Consider the following 18685-nt stretch of genomic DNA (forward strand, 5'->3'; position numbering starts at 1 on the left):
CCGAACGGCAGAGTGATCCGAAGCCCGTAGTACGTCGCCGCCCGGAGCTCCCCCTTCCGTGCGGCCTGACGAGAGCCTGTGATGTGACCCTCGACACCCCCACGGCTGACGCCGCGCCGTCACGGCGCGCAAGCCGACGACCCGAAGCGGCGGCGACGCCGAACGGGTCGGGTGTGCTGACCCGCGCGGAGTACCGGCGCCGGGCTGCCGAGGCGGCCGCGGCCTCCGCTCCCGACGTGGTCTCGCCCGAATCCGCGCTCGCCGGGCCCCCCGTCGACGAGCTGACCGACGAGCCCTCGCTCGCCGAGGCCGTCGTGGCGGATGTCGCCGCGGCGATCGTGGCCGAGACCGTCGTGGGCGCGCAGCCCGACGAGGCGTCGCGTCGGCGTCTGCGCCGCGCAGCCCGCGCCGTCTTCGAGTCGGTCGCCGCCGACGGCGCCGCCGAGGTGGACGTCCACGTCGACGCCGCCGACGACCAGCCGGTCGCCGCGCAGTCGATCCCCGTCGCCGAGCAGCTTCCGTCGGGCTCCGCCTTCACGGCCCCCGCGGACGATGCCTGCGACCTCGACGAGTTCGAGTTCGCCGCGCGACTGTTCTCGTTCACCGGTGAGACCCCCGTCCAGCGCCCGGTCGTCGACGCCACGGACGACACCGTGTCCGCTGCCGAGCCGGCCCCGCACGTCGCACCGCGTCGGCCCCGTGCGACGGCGGTGGTGAAGCGGATGGCGGCGGCATCCTTCTCCGTGGGCGTCATGGCCGTCGTGGGACTGCTCGCGGTCAGCACGACGACTCCCGCCGCGGCGATCGCCTCGGCATCCGACACCACCACATCGACCTCGACCTCGACCGCCGTGACGGCCAGCCAGAAGCTCACGACGGGATCGGGCAGTCAGATCCAGGCGTTCGTCGCTTCGGGCGCCGAACAGCCCAACGCCCTCGATCGTCCCGAGAGCTACAACGTCACCTCGATGGCGGAGCTCGCGGCCGAGTCCGGTGTGCGCCTGTTCGCCAACACGTGGGTCAACGACCCGACGTCGCCGATCCAGTACCCGTTCCCCGTCGGTGTGCCGATCTCGGCCGCCTTCGGATCGCTCGCCTACGAGTCGGAGTTCGCCACGCCGCACAACGGCGTCGACCTCACGCCGGGCGAAGGGGCCGAGATCCACGCCGTGGCGGCCGGGACCGTGCGCATCGCGACCGAGGCGGGCGGCGACTACGGCGTGACCGTGCTCATCGATCACATCATCGACGGTCAGCTCGTCTCCACCCGCTACGGCCACATGCAGTACGGCTCGCTGCAGGTGAAGCAGGGCGACAAGGTCACCGCCGGTCAGGTGATCGGCCGGGTCGGCCAGACCGGTAAGGCGACCGGGCCGCACCTGCATCTCGAGGTGCTCCTGGGCGGCACGACGCGCATCGACCCGATGCCGTGGCTGGCCGAGCACACCAAGGGCGGTCACACCGTCGGTTGACCGATTCTGTCGGACGCCTCGGCTCTGATATTCTTTTCTGGTTGCCCCGCGAGGGGCGGCACGCCCCGATAGCTCAGTGGCAGAGCACTTCCATGGTAAGGAAGGGGTCGTCAGTTCAATCCTGACTCGGGGCTCGCAGCATCCACATCTCGCCGTGTGGGTGCGGCGCGGCGGGGTAGCTCAGTTGGTGAGAGCGCACGACTCATAATCGTGAGGTCGCGGGTTCAAGCCCCGCTCCCGCTACAAAAAACCCAGATCAGCCCCGGGAATTCCGGGGCTGTTTTGCGTTATGGGTCACGCTGTCCCGCACTTACCGCGCGGATCCGGGACGCGTGCGTGTCGGCGCCCGGCGATAGCATGAACCGTTCCCACCTCGCCCCGCAGACGGAGTGCCTCATGCTCGGAAAACTCCTCGTCCGTTACCTCTGGACGTACAAGTGGTGGCTGCTGGGCGTGCTCGTCTTCCAGTTCGCCTCGGCCATGGCGTCCCTCTACCTCCCGCGACTGAACGCCGACATCATCGACAAGGGCGTCGCGGCGGGCGACACCGGCTACATCTGGTCCCGCGGCGCGTTCATGCTCGTCATCGCGCTGGGCCAGATCGTCGCGTCCGTGATCGCGACGTTCTTCGCGGCGCGCGCGGCGATGAGCGCCGGCCGCGACATCCGACGCGACGTCTACGACAAGGTGAGCGGCTTCTCCGAGCGCGAGGTGTCGTCGTTCGGCGCGGGCACCCTCATCACCCGCAACACCAATGACGTGCAGCAGGTGCAGATGCTCGCGATGATGGGCGCGACCATGCTCGTCACGGCGCCGCTGCTGGCGATCGGCGGCATCATCATGGCCGTCCAGCAGGATGTCGGTCTGAGCTGGCTCATCGCCGTCGCGGTGCCGACGCTGCTCGTGATCGCGGGCTTCATCATCAGCCGCATGGTCCCGCTGTTCCGCGAGTACCAGGGCAAGCTCGACGGCGTCAACCGGGTGATGCGCGAGCAGCTGACCGGTGTGCGGGTCGTGCGCGCCTTCGTCCGCGAACGCATCGAGGAGGCGCGCTTCCGCGTGGCCAACACCGACATCATGGTCGTCGGCCGCCGCGTCGGATCGCTCTTCGTGATCATGTTCCCGCTCGCGATGCTCGTGCTCAACGTCACCGTCGTCGGCGTGATCTGGTTCGGCGGCATCCAGGTGGATGCCGGTCACGTCGAGATCGGCACCCTGTTCGCGTTCATGCAGTACGTCGGCCAGATCCTCATGGGCGTGCTGATGGCGACGTTCATGACGATCATGATCCCGCGCGCCGCCGTCTCCGCCGACCGCATCGGCGAGGTGCTCGACTCCATCGATGCGCTGCACCGTCCCGCCCAGCCGATCGACCGCTTCCCCGAGCTGGGCGCCGTGGAGTTCGACGACGTGTCGTTCAGCTACCCCGGCGCCGAGTCGCCCGTGCTGGAGCACATCTCCTTCCGGGCCGAGCCCGGTCAGACCGTGGCGATCGTCGGGTCGACCGGCTCCGGCAAGACGACGCTCGTCTCGCTCATCCCGCGGCTGTTCGACGTGACCGACGGCACCGTCCGCGTCGGCGGCGTCGATGTCCGCGAGGCCGATCTCGACGAGATGTGGCGCGGCATCGGCTACGTTCCGCAGCGTGCGTTTCTGTTCACCGGCACCGTCGCCAGCAACCTCCGCTTCGGGCGGGAGGATGCCACCGACGACGAGCTCTGGGACGCCCTCGACATCGCCCAAGGGCGCGACTTCGTCTCCGAGATGGAGGGCGGACTCACGGCACGCATCTCCCAGGGCGGCACGAACGTGTCGGGTGGGCAGCGCCAGCGGCTCTCGATCGCCCGCGCGATCGTGCATCGCCCGCACGTGCTCGTCTTCGACGACTCCTTCTCGGCGCTCGACGTCACCACCGACGCGCGACTACGGCAGGCGCTGTGGCGCGAACTGCCCGACGTGACGAAGATCGTGGTCGCTCAGCGCATCTCCACGATCGCGGATGCCGACGTCATCGTGGTCCTTGACGACGGGCGCCTGGTCGGCATCGGAACCCACGACGAACTGCTCGCCGGCAACGACACCTACCGGGAGATCGTCGAATCGCAGCTGGGGGTGGACGCATGAGCGCGCCGAACACGGCGGCCCTCTCCGAAGAGGAACGCGAAGAACTCGAGCTCGCCGAACAGGCGCGGCTCAACTCCGGGTCGTGGGACTCGGTCGCCCCCGGCAAGGCGGCGAACTTCGGTCGCAGCTTCGGTCGGATGATCGGCCTGCTCGCCCCCTACAAGTGGGCGTTCGCGTTCGTCTCCGTCCTCGGGGCGGTCGGCGTCGTGCTCGCGGTCATCGCCCCCAAGGTCCTCGGCGAGGCCACCAACATCCTCTTCGAAGGGGTCGTCTCGACGTCGCTGGCCGCCCAGTTCCCGGCCGGCACGAGCCAGGACCAGGTCGTCGACGCCCTGCGCGCGGCCGGACAGGGCGACATCGCCAACATCGTGTCGGCGATGCACGACTTCCAGGTCGGCACGGGTGTCGACTTCGAGCGCCTGAAGTGGGTGCTCGTCGCGGTCCTCGCCATTTACGTCGTCTCCGCCGTGCTGACCTGGCTGCAGGGCTATGTCATCAACGTCATCATGGTGCGCACGATGTGGCGGCTGCGCGAGTCGGTCGAGGCCAAGATCAACCGCCTGCCGCTGTCGTACTTCGACCGCGTCCAGCGCGGCGAGCTCATCTCGCGCGTCACGAACGACATCGACAACATCACCCAGACGATGCAGCAGTCGCTCTCGACTGCCGTCACCAACGTGCTCACGGTCGTCGGTGTGCTCGTGATGATGTTCTCCATCTCCTGGCAGCTCGCGATCGTCGCCCTGGTCGCCCTTCCCCTGATGGCCGTGATCTTCGGCATCATCGGGCCGAAGTCGCAGAAGGCGTTCGCCACCCAGTGGCGCAAGGTCGGACGCCTCAACGCCCGCGTCGAGGAGTCGTTCTCCGGCCACGCGCTGGTGCGCGTCTACGGACGCGAGCAGGACTCGCGCGAGAAGTTCGAGCAGGAGAACGAGGAGCTCTACCAGGCCGCGTTCAAGGCGCAGTTCCTGTCCGGGCTGATGATGCCCGCGATGATGTTCATCGGCAACCTCTCCTACGTCGGCATCGCGGTGCTCGGTGGCCTGATGGTGGCCTCCGGCCAGCTCCGGCTCGGCGACGTGCAGGCCTTCATCCAGTACTCGCAGCAGTTCACCCAGCCGCTGTCGGAGCTCGGCGGCATGGCCGCTGTGGTCCAGTCGGGCACGGCCTCGGCCGAGCGCGTCTTCGAGCTGCTCGACCAGGAGGAGCAGGAACCGGATGCCGAGGACGCGCCGCAACTGCGCGACGGGCGCGGCGTCATCGAGTTCCAGAACGTCGCGTTCTCCTACACCCCCGACAAGCCGCTCATCCGCGACCTGTCGTTCCGCGTCGAACCCGGTCAGACCGTCGCGATCGTCGGCCCGACCGGCGCGGGGAAGACCACCCTGGTCAACCTCCTGATGCGCTTCTACGAACTCGACGGCGGTCGGATCCTCCTCGACGGGCAGGACATCTCCGCGCTCACCCGCGACGACGTCCGCTCCCGCACCGGCATGGTGCTGCAGGACCCGTGGCTGTTCGCCGGCTCGATCCGCGAGAACATCCGCTACGGCAACGAGTCGGCATCCGATCTGGAGATCGTCGAGGCGGCCGTCGCGACGCGGGTCGACCGCTTCGTCCACTCGCTGCCCGACGGCTACGACACCGTGCTCGACGAGGACGCCGCGAACGTCTCGGCGGGGGAGAAGCAGCTGATCACGATCGCGCGGGCGTTCGTGGCGGAGCCGAGCGTGCTGATCCTCGACGAGGCGACGAGCTCCGTCGACACGCGCACCGAGCTGCTCCTGCAGCATGCGATGTCGGCGCTGCGCGAAGGACGCACGTCCTTCGTGATCGCGCACCGTCTGTCGACGATCCGCGACGCCGACCTCATCCTCGTGATGGAGCACGGCGACATCGTCGAGCAGGGTACGCACGAACAGCTCATCGCCGCGGAGGGGGCCTACTGGCGGCTCTACCGCTCGCAGTTCGAGCAGGCGGCGACCACCGTCGACCAGAGCACCGCGGGAACCGACGCGTGAGCGCGGCCGTACCGGCGGCGCCGCAGCGCCGCCGCGACCTGCGCTTCGTGCTCTCGTGCGTCGGCGTGGGCCTCGCCGCGGGACTGCTCTCCGGCCTGTTCGGCGTGGGCGGCGGCACGGTCATCGTGCCGATGCTCGTGCTGCTGCTCGGATTCGATCAGCGACTCGCGGCCGGCACCTCGCTCGCCGCGATCGTTCCCACGGCATCCGTGGGCGTCGTCTCCTACGCCGTGCACGGGTCGGTGGCCTGGATCCCGGCCCTGATCCTCGCCGCGGGAGCGGTGGTCGGCGCGCAGATCGGGTCGTGGCTGCTCGCCCGGATCCCGCAGAACGCCCTCCGGTGGGGTTTCGTCGGATTCCTCGCCGTGGTCATCGTGATGCTCTTCATCGTCGTGCCGTCCCGCGACGCGGTGCTCGAGCTCACCGTCGCCTCGGGCATCGGACTGGCCGTCCTCGGGCTGTTCACCGGCGTGATGGCCGGGCTGCTGGGTGTCGGGGGCGGGGTCATCGTCGTGCCCGCACTGATCTTCCTGTTCGGCACCAGCGATCTGATCGCGAAGGGCACCTCGCTGCTGATGATGATCCCCACCGCCGTCTCGGGGACGATCGGCAACGTCAAGCGCCGCAACGTCGACCTCGTGGCCGCGGCCCTCGTCGGCGTCGCCGCCTGTACGACGACCGCGCTCGGCGCGTGGATCGCGACGCTGCTGTCGCCGTTGGTCGCCAACATCCTCTTCGCCTGCTTCCTCACCTTCATCGCGGTGCAGATGGCGATCCGCGCGGTGCGGGCCCGTCGCACCCGCTGAGCGCGTTCGTCCGTCCCGCACGGCCGCTACGGGGTGTTTATCGCGGCGGTGAGGGACGGATGAGGGCGGGAGCCCCTCGGTAGGATCGAGGGGTGTCAGTGAACCCCGATCTGGTGGGACGTGCGTTCCCGCCGACCGCGTCCTATCTCGTGGGCCGTGAGAAGGTGCGCGAGTTCGCGCGCGCCGTCTTCGCCGAGGCACCGCAGCACTACGAGCCGGAAGCCGCGCGCGCGCTCGGCTACGCCGACGTCGTCGCGCCCCCGACGTTCGCCATGGTCGTCCAGGACCTGACGATGCAACAGCTGCTCGCGGTCGAGGACTCCGGCATCGCGCTCGAGCGCACGGTGCACGCGGAGCAGCGCTTCCGTTACTCGCGTCCCATCGTCGCCGGGGACGAGCTGGTCGCGCAGCTCAGCATCACCGGCGTCCGCCCCTTCGGCGCCGGTGCGATGGTCACCAGCGAGGCCGAGATCACCGACGTCGACGGCAGCCACGTCGTCACCGCGACGTCCGTTCTCCTGATCGGAGGCGAGGTCGCATGACATCCGCACCCCTCGAGATCGGCGTGGTCGTCGCCGAGCGCACCGTGCACCTCACGCGGGAGTCTCTCGTGCGCTACGCCGGTGCGTCCGGAGACCTCAACCCCATCCACTACCGCGACGACGTCGCCGCCCGGGTGGGCCTGCCGGGTGTGCTCGCGCACGGCATGCTCACGATGGGCCTCGCCGTCGAGACCATCGTCGAATGGCTCGGCGACGCCGGGCGCATCCTCGAGTACGGCGTGCGTTTCACGCGCCCCGTCGTGGTGGATGCCGACGCCGGCGCCGACCTGGTCGTCACCGCGAAGGTCGGTGCTCTCGACGACGACACCGCGCGCATCGATCTCACCGTGACCTTCGCCGACACGACCGTGCTCGGCAAGGCGCAGGTGCGCGTGCGCCGGCAGCCCTGATGGGCGAGATCGCGCCCATTCCGCTCGCGCAGCTCACCACGCTGCGCGTCGGGGGCATTCCGGAGCGGATGGTCGAGGCCCGCACCCGCGACGAGCTCGTCGCGGCGCTGCAGGACGTGTGGGCCGCGGGGGAGCCGTGGCTCGTGCTCGGCGGAGGGTCGAACCTGCTCGCCGGCGACGAGCCGTTCGAGGGGACCGTCGTGCTGGTGCGCACCTCCGGCATCGAACGCCTGGCCGACGCCGGCGACGGCCGCGTGCGGCTGCGCGTGGAGGCCGGTCACGACTGGGACGATCTCGTCGAGTACACCGTCGCGGCGGGACTGGCCGGCATCGAGGCGATGAGCGGCATCCCCGGGTCGGCCGGCGCCGCGCCCATCCAGAACGTCGGCGCCTACGGTCAGGAGATCGTCGAGACGCTCGTCGAGGTGGAGCTGCTGGACGAGGCCACCGGCGAGATCGAGGTGGTCTCCGCCGCCGATCTCGAACTCGGCTTCCGCACCTCGGTGCTCAAACAGCACTACGGCCGCGGCGCGCTCCGTTCGGGCGTGATCGTCTCCATCACTCTCGAGCTGCACGATGTCGGCCACGGCGAGGTCCCGGTGCGTGGCGGCCAGCTGCGGCAGGCGCTGCGCCTCGCGCCCGACGCCGCGGTGTCGCTGCGGTGGATCCGGGAGACGGTGCTCGCGACGCGCGCCTCGAAGGGCATGGTGCTCGACGACGCCGATCCCGACACCCACAGCGCGGGCTCGTTCTTCCAGAATGCGATCGTGTCGGCATCCTTCGCCCGCACCCTCCCGCCCGAGTGCCCCCGGTGGCCTCTCGCCGTGGAGGTCGACCCGGTGACGGTGATCCCGCTCGCGGCGTTCGACGGCATCGTGCCGCCGCCGGTGTCGGTGCAGCCCGACGTGAAGGTCAGTGCGGCGTGGCTCATCGAGCACGCCGGGCTGGGGAAGGGCTTTCGCCTGCCGCGGTCGCGCGCGGCCCTGTCGACCAAGCACGCGCTGGCCCTCACGAACCGCGGCGGGGCGACGGCGGGCGAAGTCGCCGAGCTGGCCCGCTACATCCAGCACCGCGTGCAGGCGGAGTTCGGGCTGCTGCTGCAGCCGGAGCCCGTCCTGGTCGGCGTGGAGCTCTAGGGCTCCCCGCGTCGCTGCGGACCGGACACCGCCGGCGCCGGTGCCGGTCGCGGTGCGTCGCGCAGGAACGGCACCAGCGGCATGATCGTCCGCACCCAGATCAGCCGGGCGGCGGGGAAGACGCCCAGCACCCACAGCACGGAGGCCACGGCGTCCGTGGGGTAGTGCACGCCGATGATCGACACCGAAGCGGCCATCACGACGACCGCGAGGGCGCCGACGACGATCGCGAAGGGACGCCAGCGCGAGCCCTTGAGCATGACGACCACCGTCACCGCGACGGCCGCGACGAAGACGACGTGACCGCTCGGGTACGACGGGTCCACGGGCATGTGATCGACGGGATGCGGCAGGAGGGTCGCGTCGGGACGCGGGCGGGCGACGGCGATCTTGATGATGTCGGCGGGCACCCACGTGACGGCGACCGTTCCGGCGAACGCGATCGCGAGGGCGATGCGCCCGCTCACCGCCCACACCAGTCCCGTCGCGATGATCGTGATCACGATCGCGGGGACGGGTGAGAACAGGTCGTAGACCAGCGCGGTCACCTGCCCGGCCCCGGCGATGTGCCAGCTGTTGAGCGTGCGCGACAGGTCGGCGTCGATCGGGGCGGCGCGCAGCGCCAGCCCCGCGCTGATCAGGAAGACGACGGTGGCCAGGCCCACCACGAGCGCGGTCGCCGGGTGCACCGAGGGGGCGAGCAGGGCGTTGAGCGGTCGCCGCGACCTGCGCGATGCCGAGACGGAGACAGGGGACGACGAACGCATGAGTCCCGATCGTCCCCCGCTCGTCTCTGAGGTCTCTGAGTGCCGGCTCGGGCTCACTCCGTGCCGAAGAGCTTCTGCAGTCGTTGGACGCCCTCGAGCAGCTGGTCGTCGCCGAGCGCGTACGACAGGCGCAGATAGCCGGAGGGGCCGAACGCCTCGCCCGGCACGACGGCGACCTCGGCCTGCTCGAGGATGAGGTCGGCGAGCTCGAGCGACGTGTCGACGCGGGTGCCGTTCCATTCCCGTCCGAGCAGCCCGGTGACGTCGGGGTAGACGTAGAACGCGCCGAGCGGGTTCGGCACGGTGACGCCCGGGATCTTCGCGAGCTCCGCGACGATGAGCCGGCGGCGGCGGTCGAACGCCTGGCGCATCTGCTCGGCCTCCGTCTGCGGGCCGGTCAGCGCGGCCAGCGCGGCACGCTGCGCGATGTTGTTGACGTTCGAGCTGAGGTGCGACTGGAGGTTGCCGGCGAGCTTGATGGCGTCGGCCGGCCCCACCATCCAGCCCACGCGCCACCCGGTCATCGCGTAGGTCTTGGCCACACCGTTGACGAGGATCGTCTGTCCGGCAAGCTCCGGCACGGCCTCCACGATCGACACCGCGCGCGCGCCCTCGTAGACGAGGTTCTGGTAGATCTCGTCGCTGACGACCCAGATGCCGTGCTCCAGCGCCCATGCCCCGATCGCCTTCGTCTCCTCGGGCGTGTACACGGAACCGGTCGGGTTCGACGGCGAGACGAAGACCAGCACGGTGGTCTTGTCGGTGCGGGCGGCCTCGAGCTGCTCGACGGTCACCTTGTAGTCCTGGTCGGCGCCGGCGAAGACCTCGACGGGGATGCCGTCGGCGAGCGCGATCGCCTCGGGGTAGGTCGTCCAGTAGGGCGCGGGCAGCAGCACCTCGTCACCGGGGTTCACGACGGCCTGGAACGCCTGGTAGACGGCCTGCTTGCCGCCGTTCGTGACGATGACCTGGGACGGGGCGACCTCGAGCCCCGAGTCGCGCAGGGTCTTGGCGGCGATCGCCTCGCGCAGCACCGGCAGGCCGGCCGCGGGCGTGTAGCGGTAGTTCGCGGGGTCGTGGAGGGCGTGGGCCGCGGCATCCACGATGAACGCCGGCGTCGCGAAGTCGGGCTCGCCCGCCGCGTAGGAGATCACGGGGCGGCCGGCGGCCTGCAGCGCCTTCGCCTTCGCATCGACCTTCAGGGTCGCGGACTCGGCGATGGCGGACAGCTTGCGGGACAGGGGAGCGCGTTCGGTCACAGGGAAAGCGTAGTCGTCCGTCGACCGCTCAGACGAGGGCGGCGATGGCCGCGCGGATCGCGTCGTCGTCGCGCCCGTCCGCGCTGTTGTCGTAGAGCGCGTGGTGGGCTCCGCGCCACCGGCATTCGGCGGCCTGGGCGCTCGCCCAGAACTCATCCCAGTGGGCGAGCTTCCAGGTGTCGCGCTGGTAGCCCCGACCGGCGACGCGATCGCGCACCCGCGCGCCGTCGACGCTCACGTGCACGACGGTGATGCGGGTGTCGGCGGGCCAGTCGTGGGCGAGCGCGGCGCGCTCGAGGTAGTCCGGCTGCGGGAAGTACCTCACGAACGGAGCGTCGAGCACCACCGGCGTCCCGAGCCGGAGGTTGTCGCCGGCGAGGCGCAGCAGGGTCTGATACTCCAGATCCATCACGACCTGCTGGTAGTACGCGTTGTTGTCGCGCTCGTGGGGATCGCTGCCGTGGGCCACCAGGAGCGCCTCGGTGAACAGGGTCGCGACGCTGTCCTTGTCGAGGTAGGCGGCACCGAGCTGGCGTGCGATGAGCGTGCTGACGGTCGATTTCCCGCTGCCGGCGGGACCGATCACGAAGAAGAGATGCGAAGTCATGTGACTCTCCAGGGCGGTGGCGAGGGGCGTCGCCGCCCCTCGCCGCGGGCTCAGGCGGTGCGGCCGGAGCGGTCCTTCACGAAGAAACCGTAGGACAGCGCCCCGACCAGCAGCAGCACCCCGCCGATGAGGAAGACGAGCGTGTAGTTGCCGCCCGTCGCGGTCAGGATCGCGCCGGTCACCACGGGAGCCACGGCGGCGCCGACGAACCCGCCGAAGTTCTGGATCGCACCGAGCGAGGCGACCTGGTTGGAGGGTGCGACATCGGAGGCCAGGGTCCACAGGCAGCCGATCGGCACCTGCGAGGCGAAGTAGCCGATCGAGAGCAGGGTGATCGCGAGGGGCGTGTTGTCCACGTAGGCCACCGGCAGCACCGCCGCGGCCGCGAGCACCGCGCCGCCGACGATGGGGATCTTGCGCGCGCGCACCGTGTTGACGCCGCGCGAGACGAGGCGGTTGGAGAGCCAGCCGCCGAAGACGACGCCGATGATGCCGCAGAGGAAGGGGAGGGAGGCGAGCCAGCCGCTCTGGGCCAGACTGAAGCCGCGGGCCGTCTGCAGGTAGCTGGGCAGCCACGTCAGGTACACCCAGACGGTGTAGAAGATGCCGAAGGCGCCGAGCACCATGAACCACGTGTTGCGCTGCTGGAGCAGCCGGCCCCAGCCCACCTTCGGCGCGGTCGAGGCGATCGCCTCCTGCGCCTGGGCGCCCTTGATCAGCGCCTGCTCGCTCAGCGTGGGGTCGCGGTAGATGCGGAGCCACACCAGAGCGACGACGATCCCGAGGGCGCCGACGATGACGAACATGCCGCGCCAGCTCATCGTGAGCAGCAGGAAGGTCAGCAGCGGCGGGGCGATGGCGTTGGCGATCTGCGAGCCGGTGTTGACGAGGGCGACCGGCAGAGCGCGTTCGCGCTTGTTGAACCAGCGCTCGTTGACCTTCAGGGCCGAGGTGAAGAACGGCGACTCGGTGATGCCGAGGGCGACCCGCAGCGCGTAGAGCACGCCGAAGGAGTTCGCGGCCGCGGTGACCATCGACACCAGCGACCAGGCTCCCGCGGCGAAGGCGAACATCCGCTTCGGCCCGAACTTGTCGACCAGGTAGCCCGCGGGCAGGTTCGCGATCGCGTAGGGCCACGAGAACGCCGACAGGAGCAGGCCCATCTCGAAGGCGTTGAGTCCGAACTCCCCGGCGATCGTGGTGTTGGCGACGCTCAGGGTCGAGCGGTCGAGGTAGTTCACCACACCGCCCAGGATGAGGAAGCCGACGAGGAACCAGCGGATCCGGACGGACCTCTTCTCCTGCGTGGTCAGAAGCGGTGTCTCCGCGAGGGTGTCGGTCATCGTGTGCACTCCTTTGTGGTGGGCGGTTCGGGGGTTGTCGTGGTCGGGAAGGGGAGGGTGGGACGGGCGGCGTCGCCCGCGCGGGAAGGGCCCGCGGGGGACGGGTCAGTGGCGCGCGTCGCGGATCGCGTCGAGGAAGTCGGTCGCGGCCCGGGTCACGCGCAGGTAGTCGCCGTCGGCTCGCGCCGCCTTGGTGACGGCCGAGCCGACGCCCACGGCGAGGGCTCCGGCGTCGAACCAGTCGCCGACGTTGTGCACCGTCGCACCGCCGGCCGGCAGCACCGGGGTCTGCGGCAGCGGTGCCAGGACCGTGCGGAGGTAGTCGGGGCCGGCGATCTCGGTGGGGAACAGCTTGACGATGTCGGCGCCGCTCTCCATCGTCTGGACGAACTCCGTCGGCGTGAAGGCGCCGCTGATCGTGGCGACCTGGTAGCGGTTGGCCAGGCGGATCATCTGCGGGTTGAGGTTGGGGCTCACGAGCAGCCGGGCTCCGGCGGTGATGGCCGTGAACGCCGCCTGCTCGTCGAGGACCGTTCCCGCCCCCACGGCGATGCCGTCGTCGGCGAACTCCTGCGACAGCGTGCGGATGACATCGAAGGCGCTCGGGACGGAGAGCGTCACCTCGAGTGCGCGGATGCCGCCGGCGACGGCTGCCCGCGCGACGGCGAGGGCCTCGTCCGCCGAGTCCAGGCGGATGATGAGCAGGGCGCCGGTGTCGGCGATGGCGTGGAGGACTTCATGTTTGCGTAACATCGATGCACACGGTAGCACAAGAATTCACATGTAGTAACAATCTCGAACGTGCGCGTGCCGCGGGCGGTCGCGGGACCGCCCTAGAATCAGACGACATGGCCAGCGATCCGCCCCTCATCCCCGAGCAGCGTCAGCACGAGCTGCTGCGGCTGCTGCGCGGCGCCGGTGCCCTCAGCATCCGCCATCTCGCCGAGCTCCTCGGCGTCTCGCACATGACGGTGCGCCGCGACATCGTCGTGCTCGAATCCGAGGGACGCGTCGTGTCGGTGCAGGGCGGCGTACGCCTCACGGAGCGCGCCGGCACCGAGACGCCCCGGGAGCGCACCTCGCGCGCCGTGCTCGAGCTTCCCCGCAAGAAGGCCATCGCGGGCGAGGCGGCCGCGTTGGTCGTCGACGACAGCGTCGTCTTCCTGGATGCCGGGACCACCTGCGAGGCGCTCGTGCCGCATCTGGCGCTGCGCAGCGGGGTCACCGTCGTCACCAACGACTTCTTCGCCATCGCGACGCTGCGCGACTACCCCTCGATCCAGACCATCCACACCGGCGGCACCGTCGACGCCGCCAGCGGATCCGCGACGGGCCCGCTGGCCGCCGCGACCCTCGGCGCGCTCGCCGTCGACGTCGCCTTCCTCAGCACGGGCGCGTGGGACACGACCCACGGCGTCACGACCCCGGAGCTGGACAAGGTCACCCTCAAGCGCGCCGTGCTCGACGCCGCCTCGGTGTGCGTGCTCGTCGCGGACAGCACCAAGTACGGTGCGAGCGAGCGCTTCAAGGTCGCGCCGCTGGATGCCTTCGACGTCGTCGTCACCGATGACGAGCTCGACGAGGTGGCGGCCGCGGAGCTTCGTGAGCGCGGCGTCGAGGTGCGGCTGGCGCCGATGGCGGCACCGTGACGGCCCGCACGCGGCCGCGTGGGGAGCGCTCGCGCGCCCGCCGTGCCGGTCTGTGGGCGCTGGTCCGGCTGGGCGTCGCCACCGCCGCGGTCGGCGTCGCGACCGGAGTGGCCGTGCTCCTGCTGGTGTGGATCGTGCACACGGTCGAGCACCTCGTGTGGGGAAGCGCCGAAGGCCCCTTCCTCGACGGCCTCGCCCTTCCCTCGCCCTGGTGGCTCCCGATCGTCAGCCTCACCGCCGCGGGCGTCATCGCCGCCGGGGGCTGGTACCTGCTGCGCCGGTTCGGCCGGCGCATCGCGAGCGTCGAGGAGGGCGTCGCGGGCACGCGGATGCCGGTGTGGGAGACGCTCGCCGACACCGTCATCCAGGTGACCTCGGTCGGTCTGGGCGCCTCGATCGGCAAGGAGGTGGCGCCGCGGGAGCTGTCCGCGATGGCGGGCTCCACCCTCGTGCGGTGGTTCGGCATCGACGCGCGCTGGCGGACCATCCTCATCGCCTCGGCGGCCGGCGCGGGTCTCGCCGCCGTCTACAACGTCCCCCTCGCGGGCGCCCTGTTCGCGATCGAGATCCTGCTGGCGCGGTTCAGCGCCGGGGCCGCTGTCGTGGCGCTGTCGGTGAGCGCCATCGCCACCTTCGTGGCCCGTCCGCTGGTGGCCGACGGATCGCTCTACCAGGTGGCGCCGGTGGAGGTGAACCCCTCGCTGCTGGTGGCGGCGCTGCTCATCGGCCCCCTCATGGGCTGGGGGGCGACCAGCTTCTCCGCGGTCACCGCACGACTGTCGCGCCGGCGACCCACCGGGTGGCGGCTGCTGCTCGTCCTCCCGCTGACGTTCGCGGCGGTGGGGGTCGTGGGCTCGTTCTTCCCCCTGCTGCTCGGCAACGGCCGGGCGCTGGCGACGGCCGGGTTCGATCTCACGCAGCCGGCGCTCCTGCTGCTCGCTCTGGCGGTCCTGAAGTACGTGGTCACCGCGATCTCGTTGGGCTCGGGTGCGATCGGCGGCACGCTGCAGCCGTCCGTCGCGATCGGCGCGTCGCTCGGCGCCGCGGGTGCGGCGGGATGGGCGTTCATCTGGCCGGGCGCCGACGCGACCGCCCTGGCGATCGTGGCGGCGGGAGCCTTCCTCGCCGCCAACATGAGGGCGCCCTTCACGGCCATCGCGCTGATCATCGAGTTCACGGGCACCGGTTTCACCCTGCTGCTGCCCATCTTCCTGGCCGTCGCGGGCGCGCTCGCCGCGTCACGACTCGTCGGCGGAGGCGGTCTGGGCCGCTTCGCGCCGATCGATCCGGGACGGGAGTGACTCCGCCCCCGGCGAGAGCTCTCAGCTCGACCAGGTCGACAGCATCCGATCGAGCCCGGCGATCAGCCGCGCGAAGCTCTGCTCCACGCTGACCGGCATCGCGAACCCGCCGCCGTTCTCCAGGGCGCAGAACCCGTGGAGCGCGGCGCGGAGCGCGCGGGTGGCGTCGACGAGCTGATCGTCGTCGGCGATGTCGTAGCCGCGCAACGTCGCCGAGACGACCTCCTGCACCTCGGCGGCGGCGCGCGTGTGCGCGTCGTCGCGGCTCTCGCCGGGCAGCGGCGCCCGCTGGGTCGCCGCGTAGCGTCCCGGATGCCGCAGCGCATACGACCGGTAGGTGCGGCAGAGCCGGTCGAGCGCCTCCGCCCGGGAGACGCCGACGGCCGACATCCGCAGTTCGTGCGCGAGCTCGCGAGTCGCCGCCGTCGCGACGGCGGTGCGCAGGACCTCGAGCGAGGCGACGTGCTTGTACAGGCTCGGGACCTTGACACCCGCCCTCGCCGCGACCTCCGCAAGGGTGAGCGCCTCGCTGCCGACGTCGTCGATCGCCTCGAGCGCGACGGCGACCACGGCGCCGGGGGTGAGCCCGGCCCTAGGCACCCGTCACCTCGCGGCAGAAGGCGACGAGCGCCGGGGTGACCCTCTCGGGATCCTCGGCCTGCGGGTAGTGCCCGGCCCCGTCGATCAGCTCCACGCGGGCGTTCAGGCGCTCGGCGACCCACGCCGCCTCCGCCGCGGGGTCGCGGAAGTCGGGATCGGCGGTTCCCATCACGACCAGCGTGGGGGCCGTGACCCGGGGCAGGCGTTCCTCCGCCGGGGTGTGGTCGGTCCGCGTGGTGCGCACGAAGGCCGCGGTCGCCCCCGGTCGCGTCATCGCCGCGCGGATGGCGTCGCGGTGCGCGGCGAAGTCGGCGGGGAGGCGGCCCGGGTAGAGCTGGGGGAGATAGGCCAGCCAGGCGCCGCGCGCCCACGGGCGCTGCATGAGCAGGCGGAAGACTGCGGCGGCAACCGGGTTCGTCGGGGCGTTGCGGACGAACGGGCCGATCAGCGCGAGGGCGCGGACCGCCTCGGGCGACTCGGCCGCCGCCCACACCGCGGCGCCCGCCGCCATCGAGGTGCCGACGACGACCGCCGGGGCCCCCAGGTGTGCGATGAGCGCGAGCACGTCGCTTCCGGCGGCCGCATCGTCGTAGGCGGAGAACGTGGCGTCGGAGTCTCCGTGGCCGCGCAGGTCCATGACCGCCACGCGGAAGCCGGCGGCGCGGAGCGCGGGCACGGTGTAGCGGTACGCGGCGGCGATCTCGCCCATCCCGGGGACGCAGACGACCAGCGGTCCTTCTCCGGTGAGGCGGTAGGCGACGCGTCCCTCGGGGCGGCGCAGGTGATGGATGCCGAGTCGCGCGAACGCGGCGGCGGCGGTGTCGTTCGGGCTTGTTTCCATAGCCCTAAAGCTAATGACATTAGCCATACCTGTCAACCCCGCTCCGTCGACGGTCAGCGCACCTCCGCGTCGGTCGTGCCGAACAGTCCGTCGCCGTGCTCCACCAGCGCGTCGAACGCCTCGCCGTAGGTGGTGGGGATGACGGCGTCGCGGTTGAAGCGCGACATCAGCAGCCCCACCAGTCCGCGCGCGGGCGACGTGAGCGGCCGCCGTTTGTGCGTCGCGGTGGTCTGCTCGGCGACCGCCTCGGGGTTGGGCGGTCGCCACAGCGACGACGGCTGCGGCCACGTGTAGGGCTGGCGCGGCACCGTGAGATTGATCGCGTTGAAGACGGGGTTGGCCCCGGCATCCCTCGCGGTCAGCGGCCGGAGCCCGTGGAGGCGGCAGAGCGTGTTGATCACCGAGCCGTGGTGCATCTCGTCGTGGATGACCGTTCCCGCGGCGGTGTAGGCGCTGACGACGATCGCCGGCACCCTCAGACCGAGTCGGTCGAAGCGGAAGCCCATCTCGCCGGGCTCGCCCGATCCGGGCGGAGCCGCGGCGGGCGGCGCCACATGGTCGAAGGTCCCTCCGTGCTCGTCGAAGGTGATGACCAGGGCCGTGTTCATCGCGTTCGAGCCGCCGCGGGTGCGGCTCGTGCGGATCGCGTCGTAGACGTCCTGGATGAGCTTGTCGCCCGCGCGCACATCCGACACGGCGCTGTTGTCGATCTCGAGCGTCGACCCGTCGTCGAGGGTCAGGGTGCCGTCGCGCAGCTCGCCCCAGGGCGGGTGCATGTCGTTGTGGTTGAAGATCATGCGGGGCTCGATGAACGAGTACGCGGGCAGCGTGCCCTGCGCGGCATCGGCGTAGAACTGGCGCATGTCGCGGAAGTTCGTCTTCCAGTACTGCTCCAGCACGGGCGCGTGCAGCATCCCGGTCAGCGACACGAGCTGCGTCGGGTCGTAGTACACCCGCCACGGGATGCCGGCCGCCACCAGCCGGTTGAAGATCGTCGGTGTCGCCGGCGCCTCGATCCACTTCTCGTAGTCGTCGCCGTCGTGGTTCGTGACGAACCCGTGGGACGTCGACGCGTGGAAGAACGACCGGTTGCAGAAGGTCTGCGACGGCACGGCCGCGAACCACCGGTCGTACACCGCGAACTCGCGGGCGAGGGTCGAGAGCACCGGCAGCATCTCGGGGGCGAAGCCGCCCATCGCGACCGCCACCTCCTCGGCCGTGGGCTCCCGTCGCATGCTCAGCCGGAAGTTCACGATGTAGTCCGTGACGAACCCGCTGTTGGCCGGCTGCATGCCCGCCGGCGGCGCGTTGAACGGATCGGACAGGGGGTGCGCCCGCAGGTCCGCGTTGGACGGCGGGTCGATGACGTCGAACAGCTGCGTGTTCACGTGGGGGTAGGTCTCGCCCGGGTCGGGCTGCGGCTGCTGCATGATCGCGTCAGTGGAGCCGGCGTAGATGTGCGCCGGAACCGGCACGCCGTCGGGTCCCGCGTTGGCGTACGCGCCCTGCGCGATCCCGTCGAACTCGCCCGCCGACTTCTCCTGCGCGCTGTAGAGGTGTCCGAGCACGTTGTCGAAGCTGCGGTTCTCGAACATCACGACCACGACGTGATCGAAGCCGGGCGCGTGACGCGGGGCGAGCGGCGTGAACTCGGGCGGGTGCACCGTGGCGGCCGTCGTGACCGCCGCCGCCGCGGAGCCGCCGATCGCCAGCCCCGCCGCGCCGATCCCCGTGCGGCGCAGGAACTCGCGCCGGCTCGTCCCGGCATCCGGGCCCCGTCCGCCTTCCATCCCCCGATTGTAGGGAG

Annotated in this window: 17 protein-coding genes and 2 tRNA genes; 11 read left to right on the top strand and 8 right to left on the bottom strand. The window is 70.9% G+C overall.

What is annotated here, in order from left to right; all coding sequences use genetic code 11:
• Positions 1 to 173: 173 nt before the first annotated feature.
• The 9 genes from MHO01S_RS11045 (at position 174) to MHO01S_RS11085 (ending at position 8511) form a co-directional block, all read left to right on the top strand.
• The gene (locus tag MHO01S_RS11045; protein WP_255266089.1) at positions 174 to 1472 is read left to right on the top strand and encodes a M23 family metallopeptidase; all 1299 of its coding nucleotides are present in this window, start codon (positions 174 to 176) and stop codon (positions 1470 to 1472) included.
• 62 nt (positions 1473 to 1534) lie between these two features.
• Positions 1535 to 1606 (top strand) — tRNA-Thr (locus tag MHO01S_RS11050).
• A 35-nt stretch (positions 1607 to 1641) separates the two neighbouring features.
• Positions 1642 to 1715: transfer RNA gene (locus MHO01S_RS11055), tRNA-Met, on the top strand.
• A gap of 153 nt (positions 1716 to 1868) precedes the next feature.
• Positions 1869 to 3596 carry an ABC transporter ATP-binding protein gene (locus MHO01S_RS11060; RefSeq protein WP_060960399.1) on the top strand — a complete coding sequence of 576 codons (1728 nt, stop codon included), beginning with the start codon at positions 1869 to 1871 and terminating at the stop codon, positions 3594 to 3596.
• Complete coding sequence (locus MHO01S_RS11065; RefSeq protein ID WP_060960378.1) at positions 3593 to 5617, top strand: ABC transporter ATP-binding protein; 2025 nt, start codon at positions 3593 to 3595, stop codon at positions 5615 to 5617. Before MHO01S_RS11060 ends, MHO01S_RS11065 begins: the two co-directional genes overlap by 4 nt.
• Positions 5614 to 6423, top strand: coding sequence for a sulfite exporter TauE/SafE family protein (locus MHO01S_RS11070; RefSeq protein ID WP_082734225.1), 810 nt, complete (start codon positions 5614 to 5616; stop codon positions 6421 to 6423). Before MHO01S_RS11065 ends, MHO01S_RS11070 begins: the two co-directional genes overlap by 4 nt.
• A gap of 92 nt (positions 6424 to 6515) precedes the next feature.
• Positions 6516 to 6965: a MaoC family dehydratase N-terminal domain-containing protein gene (locus tag MHO01S_RS11075; RefSeq protein WP_060960379.1), complete on the top strand. Its 450-nt coding sequence runs from the start codon at positions 6516 to 6518 to the stop codon at positions 6963 to 6965.
• A complete protein-coding gene (locus MHO01S_RS11080) occupies positions 6962 to 7375 on the top strand; it encodes a MaoC/PaaZ C-terminal domain-containing protein (RefSeq protein WP_060960380.1) in 414 nt (137 codons plus the stop codon). The genes MHO01S_RS11075 and MHO01S_RS11080 overlap by 4 nt, the downstream gene beginning before the upstream one ends.
• Positions 7375 to 8511 carry a UDP-N-acetylmuramate dehydrogenase gene (locus tag MHO01S_RS11085; RefSeq protein WP_060960381.1) on the top strand — a complete coding sequence of 379 codons (1137 nt, stop codon included), beginning with the start codon at positions 7375 to 7377 and terminating at the stop codon, positions 8509 to 8511. Before MHO01S_RS11080 ends, MHO01S_RS11085 begins: the two co-directional genes overlap by 1 nt.
• On the opposite strand, the gene MHO01S_RS11090 is transcribed toward MHO01S_RS11085, so the two are convergent.
• The 5 genes from MHO01S_RS11090 to MHO01S_RS11110 all read right to left on the bottom strand — a co-directional run bounded on the left by MHO01S_RS11090 (position 8508) and on the right by MHO01S_RS11110 (position 13240).
• Positions 8508 to 9278, bottom strand: coding sequence for a phosphatase PAP2 family protein (locus MHO01S_RS11090; RefSeq protein WP_060960382.1), 771 nt, complete (start codon positions 9276 to 9278; stop codon positions 8508 to 8510). The two genes, MHO01S_RS11085 and MHO01S_RS11090, sit on opposite strands and share 4 nt — an antisense overlap.
• A 53-nt stretch (positions 9279 to 9331) precedes the next feature.
• Positions 9332 to 10537 carry a pyridoxal phosphate-dependent aminotransferase gene (locus tag MHO01S_RS11095; RefSeq protein WP_060960383.1) on the bottom strand — a complete coding sequence of 402 codons (1206 nt, stop codon included), beginning with the start codon at positions 10535 to 10537 and terminating at the stop codon, positions 9332 to 9334.
• A gap of 28 nt (positions 10538 to 10565) precedes the next feature.
• On the bottom strand, positions 10566 to 11144 hold the full coding sequence (locus MHO01S_RS11100; protein ID WP_060960384.1) for a P-loop nucleotide/nucleoside kinase family protein: 579 nt from the start codon (positions 11142 to 11144) through the stop codon (positions 10566 to 10568).
• Positions 11145 to 11194: 50 nt separating this feature from the next.
• A complete protein-coding gene (locus MHO01S_RS11105) occupies positions 11195 to 12487 on the bottom strand; it encodes an MFS transporter (protein ID WP_060960401.1) in 1293 nt (430 codons plus the stop codon).
• A gap of 105 nt (positions 12488 to 12592) precedes the next feature.
• Entirely contained in the window at positions 12593 to 13240 is a 648-nt protein-coding gene (locus MHO01S_RS11110; RefSeq protein WP_060960385.1) for a bifunctional 4-hydroxy-2-oxoglutarate aldolase/2-dehydro-3-deoxy-phosphogluconate aldolase, read from the bottom strand.
• A gap of 95 nt (positions 13241 to 13335) precedes the next feature.
• On the opposite strand from MHO01S_RS11110, the gene MHO01S_RS11115 reads away from it, so the two are divergent.
• On the top strand, positions 13336 to 14136 hold the full coding sequence (locus MHO01S_RS11115; protein WP_061782311.1) for a DeoR/GlpR family DNA-binding transcription regulator: 801 nt from the start codon (positions 13336 to 13338) through the stop codon (positions 14134 to 14136).
• Complete coding sequence (locus MHO01S_RS11120; protein ID WP_061782312.1) at positions 14133 to 15437, top strand: chloride channel protein; 1305 nt, start codon at positions 14133 to 14135, stop codon at positions 15435 to 15437. Before MHO01S_RS11115 ends, MHO01S_RS11120 begins: the two co-directional genes overlap by 4 nt.
• 21 nt (positions 15438 to 15458) lie before the next feature.
• Here MHO01S_RS11120 and MHO01S_RS11125 read toward each other — a convergent pair whose 3' ends face one another.
• The 3 genes from MHO01S_RS11125 to MHO01S_RS11135 are packed head-to-tail and all read right to left on the bottom strand — an operon-like array spanning position 15459 to position 18668.
• A complete protein-coding gene (locus MHO01S_RS11125) occupies positions 15459 to 16037 on the bottom strand; it encodes a TetR/AcrR family transcriptional regulator (protein ID WP_061782313.1) in 579 nt (192 codons plus the stop codon).
• Complete coding sequence (locus MHO01S_RS11130) at positions 16030 to 16878, bottom strand: alpha/beta fold hydrolase (RefSeq protein ID WP_061782314.1); 849 nt, start codon at positions 16876 to 16878, stop codon at positions 16030 to 16032. Before MHO01S_RS11130 ends, MHO01S_RS11125 begins: the two co-directional genes overlap by 8 nt.
• 53 nt (positions 16879 to 16931) lie before the next feature.
• Positions 16932 to 18668: an alkaline phosphatase family protein gene (locus MHO01S_RS11135; protein ID WP_060960389.1), complete on the bottom strand. Its 1737-nt coding sequence runs from the start codon at positions 18666 to 18668 to the stop codon at positions 16932 to 16934.
• Between the last annotated feature and the right edge of the window lie 17 nt (positions 18669 to 18685).

This window comes from Microbacterium hominis NBRC 15708, from assembly GCF_001592125.1.
Lineage (GTDB): Bacteria > Actinomycetota > Actinomycetes > Actinomycetales > Microbacteriaceae > Microbacterium > Microbacterium hominis.

Excerpts from the sequence above, each read along its gene's own strand:
- MHO01S_RS11060 (WP_060960399.1), top strand. The coding sequence starts at position 1,869 with ATGCTCGGAAAACTCCTCGTCCGTTACCTCTGGACGTACAAGTGGTGG.
- MHO01S_RS11065 (WP_060960378.1), top strand. The coding sequence starts at position 3,593 with ATGAGCGCGCCGAACACGGCGGCCCTCTCCGAAGAGGAACGCGAAGAA.
- MHO01S_RS11080 (WP_060960380.1), top strand. The coding sequence starts at position 6,962 with ATGACATCCGCACCCCTCGAGATCGGCGTGGTCGTCGCCGAGCGCACC.
- MHO01S_RS11085 (WP_060960381.1), top strand. The coding sequence starts at position 7,375 with ATGGGCGAGATCGCGCCCATTCCGCTCGCGCAGCTCACCACGCTGCGC.
- MHO01S_RS11090 (WP_060960382.1), bottom strand. The coding sequence starts at position 9,278 with ATGCGTTCGTCGTCCCCTGTCTCCGTCTCGGCATCGCGCAGGTCGCGG.
- MHO01S_RS11100 (WP_060960384.1), bottom strand. The coding sequence starts at position 11,144 with ATGACTTCGCATCTCTTCTTCGTGATCGGTCCCGCCGGCAGCGGGAAA.
- MHO01S_RS11105 (WP_060960401.1), bottom strand. The coding sequence starts at position 12,487 with ATGACCGACACCCTCGCGGAGACACCGCTTCTGACCACGCAGGAGAAG.
- MHO01S_RS11110 (WP_060960385.1), bottom strand. The coding sequence starts at position 13,240 with ATGTTACGCAAACATGAAGTCCTCCACGCCATCGCCGACACCGGCGCC.
- MHO01S_RS11115 (WP_061782311.1), top strand. The coding sequence starts at position 13,336 with ATGGCCAGCGATCCGCCCCTCATCCCCGAGCAGCGTCAGCACGAGCTG.
- MHO01S_RS11130 (WP_061782314.1), bottom strand. The coding sequence starts at position 16,878 with ATGGAAACAAGCCCGAACGACACCGCCGCCGCCGCGTTCGCGCGACTC.
- MHO01S_RS11135 (WP_060960389.1), bottom strand. The coding sequence starts at position 18,668 with ATGGAAGGCGGACGGGGCCCGGATGCCGGGACGAGCCGGCGCGAGTTC.